Source organism: Thermogemmatispora sp. (genome assembly GCF_042408735.1).
Classification (GTDB): domain Bacteria; phylum Chloroflexota; class Ktedonobacteria; order Ktedonobacterales; family Ktedonobacteraceae; genus Thermogemmatispora.
Genome location: NZ_JBHOQV010000162.1, coordinates 1 through 4,239 on the forward strand (window position 1 = coordinate 1; position 4,239 = coordinate 4,239).

The window sequence follows — 4,239 nt, forward strand, 5'->3', positions numbered from 1 at the left end:
AGCCCCTCCTGAGTGATCAGACGCTCGTAGCCTCGCGATGAGACCAGGTTGAGAAAGAGGCTCAGCATGACGCTGCTCGGTAGATCCGCCCTGAACTCGCCGGCGGCCTGCCCCTCACTCAGCAGGGCCTCGAGACGACGTGTTAGCTGCTCCCAGCGAGCATGCATCTGCTCTTTCCTGGCCAGAAGGGTGCGCATCTCGGGACTGTTATATATGCTATAGAAGAAATGTGTGCGCTTCTTGAATAATTTGCCGTAGAGCAGGTGCAGAATGGCCTCCAACCTCTCACGCGCCGAGCGCCCAGGAGCCGAGGCGAGGGCCTCTACCTCCGCGAGGACCTGCTCGGTGTCGCGCTGAAAAAGGGCCGCCAGCAGCTCCTCCTTGCTCGCAAAATGGAGGTAGACTGTTCCCTTGGCAATCCCCACGCGCGCGGCGATCTCCTCGATCGAGGTCTCGTGATAGCCTTTCTCGCAGAAAACCTCCTCGGCGGCCTGCAAGATGAGCGCCTCACGCTCTTGCCGCTGCTTCTCTTTCCATGAGCGCGGCTCGGTCGAAGGTGGCATCAATGCACCTCCTCGTTCGCTGACCGACGGTACACAGTTTGACCGCTTCTTTAGAAAATGACCACTCGAAGAAATTTTGACTGACCAGTCATGACTGGTCAGTCAAAATTTTAACAGCTGGTCAGAGGATTGTCAAGGGGGAGGGCGAAAGGTCTCTCTGGCTGGCTTTCCGCGTGGCTGACTCTGGCGAGCCAGAAGAAGCGCTCTGAGCTGGGCTGGGCATTGTCCCAGAACGAATCTGAGTGGGCCGCCAGTCGGTGATTTCGCCACTGGGCACTGTGGTCAAGGTCCTGCTTTTTGCGACGCGTGCCCTGTCTAGAGAGCTGCTACAGATCATGCATGAATGAGGAGGCGAGGCCTGGTCGCCTTTTTCTCCGGGGTCGGTGATGATGGCGCGCTTCCCGATCAGGAGAGATGAGTACAGGCAGTCCACGGCACGAACCAGCTCTGGCCAGGCTCCGCTCCAGGCTGACCAGGTCCTGGCAAATCTATGAAACAAGCTATGACGGCCAGTTGCTGCAGCCAGGTTTTTGTCACCAGTGAGCCTGGTATGGTATTGGGAGGGAAAAGCAGCTTTCTGGAGAAGGTGGTCCGTCTCCTGCTTGATGGCCGCCGCTGGGCTGGCGATGCAGGCTCGATCTGCTCTGTGACATCGCCCGGGATCAGGCCAGAACCCGTCTGCCGATCCTGGGGGCCTATCGCGAGGGGGAGGTCGCCCGGTGTTCCGCCTTTGCGAGGGCCTTGATCCTGCTGCGGCCTCTCGATCTCTCCGTTGCCTGACCATTATTCCTGGGTTTCCTTCTATGCCGTGTGGGACCACTGGCTGGAGGCCGGCGAGGCCCGGACTTGTGGCCTTCTGAACCCCTATCGCCGGCTTCGGCTCGCTGCCGCGGAGCTGACTGGCTCGGCACCGCTCTCTACCGTTCTCCCGCTCCCCTATCGCTGGTCTGGCTCGTGGCTGGGTGGTCTTGGCTTTGCGGGCCTTGCGGCAATCTCTCTCCTTGGGAATCTCTTGCGGGGTTCTGTTGCAGGGGCGTCGATCCGTTGGGGATGCTGAAGTGATGAGCCGAAGCTGTTCAGTTTGATTCTCAATCGGTGCCTGTGAGCAAGCGGTGCCTGCGGGGTTGGGAGAGAGACCCGTACCACAACAGACAGAGATAGGACGATGGCGATCCCGCTCCTCATCCAGTCGGGCCGGAGGCGCCCTATGCGCCAGCAAGAGGCTGGTCTCACTCAGAGGGAGCAGCCCGGGTTTTTCTCTAGCAGCGGTGAGATGGGTGGCTGCTCCCCCTTTGGACGGCTTACAAGGGTCCGATGGTCTTGCCCTGCTTCTGCCAGGACTTGAGCGCTGCCAGCGCCTGCTCTTCATCGAGAGCAAAGTAGGTGTGCAGGAGGGCCAGGACATCCTTGCCCAGTTCTGCATCAGCCTGCAGCTGGGCATAGAGGTCCTCTCTGTCGAAGCGCTCAGCGGCTCTAAGGTACCCCAGAGTGAGATACAGGGAGGTTAGCCATCTCTGGGTGGGGGGAAGTCTGATGCCGTGCAGTGCTCCCAGTGATCCTCGCCTACCCAGCGCATAGCTCAGTGCCTTCAGATAGCCTATGCGGGCCGGCGATGGTTGCTCGCTATTGGCCTCTGCCTTGCAGCACTTAAGCAGCGCCCGCCGTAAGGCTGTGAGCAGAGAGGAGGGTCCCCACTCCGCCAGGACCCACGGCACCAGTTGCTTGTAGAGATCGTACCATCCGCTGGCCTCGGATACGATGCTGACTTGGCCCTCGCTGTTGATGGCTATGGGCGCTGGCAAGAGCAGGTAGGATTTGATGACTGGGATGGCCCGCTCATCGCGGCGCAGCACCAGGCAGCAGGCTGCTGCGCAGCGCAGTAGCCAGTCGTTGGAGTGCAGCAGGGGGGCCAGGCTGTCGCTGGCGCCGGGAAAGGAGCTATGGCCGAGGGCGAAGATGGCGGCCAGCTGATCTGGGAGGGGGCCTTGGTGCAGCACGAGCTGGAGGGTGGCTTCGTCGAAGCCGCCCCAGCGCTGGGCGAAGGCTTCGGCGGCTTCCCAGGCCAGCCGGTACCAGGGCTGTTCAGGCTTGGTTTCGGCCTTTGGCTCTCGAAGAGCATCTTGCTCGGCATAGGTCAGGGAAAGAAAGGCGCGAGCGACGTAGAGGGGGTACTGCCGGGGCAGGTAGCCGGGCTGGGTGAAGAAGCCCTCTTCGCCAAAGATGTACCCGTCGGGGAAGGTTTTCCACCAAAGCATGGCTTGCTCTCACCTTCTTGCTGGAGGCCCGGTGGCTGGTCTAGGGCTGGGCCGTCTCAGGGGACTGATCAGGTGGCTCCTGGTGCTGGCGGCTGGCGCGTGCCAGCTCAGCGGCCAGCCGCAGGGTTTCATCGGCCGCATTTTCTTCTGCGTTGTCGGAATCTCCTGGATACCTCCAGGAAAAGTCGAATCGCTCGAGGTCATCCCAGGCACTGTCAAAGATTTTTTGAATTTCAGGATCTTCCATTCCAAACTTATCTTTCAATAGAATTGTTATCTCTTTTCTTATATCAGGATGTTGAAGCAGCGAATACCAATCGCTGTCATCGAAGCGTTCGGGCACTCGTAGATAGCCCAAAGCCAGCAGGCGTAGTGCGTGCCGCCTGAGCAGTTCTGGCAACTGGATGCCATGCAAGGCTCCCAGCACGCCGCGCCGCCCCAGCGCGTAGCAGAGCGCTTCGTAGAACTCTCGACTCCACGGGCTATACAGCTCCTCGGGATCTTGCTCCTCGTGCCAGGTCTGTAGCAGCGCCTGTCTGAAGACGGGGACCAGCGAAGGGGGACCCCACTCGGCCAGCACCCACGCTACCAAAGCCTTGTACTTCTCATACCAGAGCTGAGCTGGTGGGACAGGACAGAGCAGTCCCTCGTGAGTGATCAGGGTAGGGGCCGGGGTCAGCAGGTAGCGCTCGATGACTGGGATGGCCCGCTCATCGCGGCGCAGCACCAGGCAGCAGGCTGCTGCGCCGCGCAGTAGCCAGTCGTTGGAGTGCAGCAGGGGGGCCAGGCTGTCGTTGGCGCCGGGAAAGGAGCTATGGCCGAGGGCGAAGACGGCGGCCAGCTGATCTGGGAGGGGGCCTTGGTGCAGCACGAGCTGGAGGGTGGCTTCGTCGAAGCCGCCCCAGCGCTGGGAGAAGGCTTCGGCGGCTTCCCAGGCCAGCCGGTACCAGGGCTGTTCAGGCTCGTCCTGGGAGAAGAGCGGCTCGTCGTAGTCCACCGACAGGAAGGCGCGAGCGACGTAGAGGGGGTACTGCCGGGGCAGGTAGCCGGGCTGGGTGAAGAAGCCCTCTTCGCCAAAGATGTACCCGTCGGGGAAGGTTTTCCACCAAAGCATGGCTTGCTCTCACCTTCTCTCTTCTTGTCCGGATGGAACCTCTTTCTGTCCCCTCAGCGAGCCTTTTTCAACGGTTGAAGTCTCATCGGCGCAGTTTGAGACACAGCCCCCTGCTACAGCCAGAGGAGCCATGAAGGAATACTGCCTGAGATCGTCTCTAGGCAGCAACGAGCTGCCGCCTGGGCTGAGCCGAGGCCGAGCCAGAAACCAGTCCGTTTGTGACAGCGCTATAGACTTGATCCACTCCTGAGGTGGAGCCAGCATCGGTGCTGGTCTGCCAGACCGCCAGTCCGACTGTTGCACTGCC

General features: G+C 61.1%; 3 protein-coding genes. All 3 read right to left on the reverse strand.

Annotated elements, in window-relative coordinates; all coding sequences use genetic code 11:
- A partial coding sequence (locus tag ACFMO7_RS18165) for a TetR/AcrR family transcriptional regulator (protein WP_376796904.1) occupies positions 1–563 on the reverse strand: 563 nt, incomplete at its 3' end.
- Positions 564–1,864: 1,301 nt separating this feature from the next.
- Positions 1,865–2,818, reverse strand: coding sequence for a HEAT repeat domain-containing protein (locus ACFMO7_RS18170; RefSeq protein ID WP_376796905.1), 954 nt, complete (start codon positions 2,816–2,818; stop codon positions 1,865–1,867).
- A gap of 40 nt (positions 2,819–2,858) precedes the next feature.
- A complete protein-coding gene (locus ACFMO7_RS18175) occupies positions 2,859–3,932 on the reverse strand; it encodes a HEAT repeat domain-containing protein (protein ID WP_376796906.1) in 1,074 nt (357 codons plus the stop codon).
- Positions 3,933–4,239: the final 307 nt, after the last annotated feature.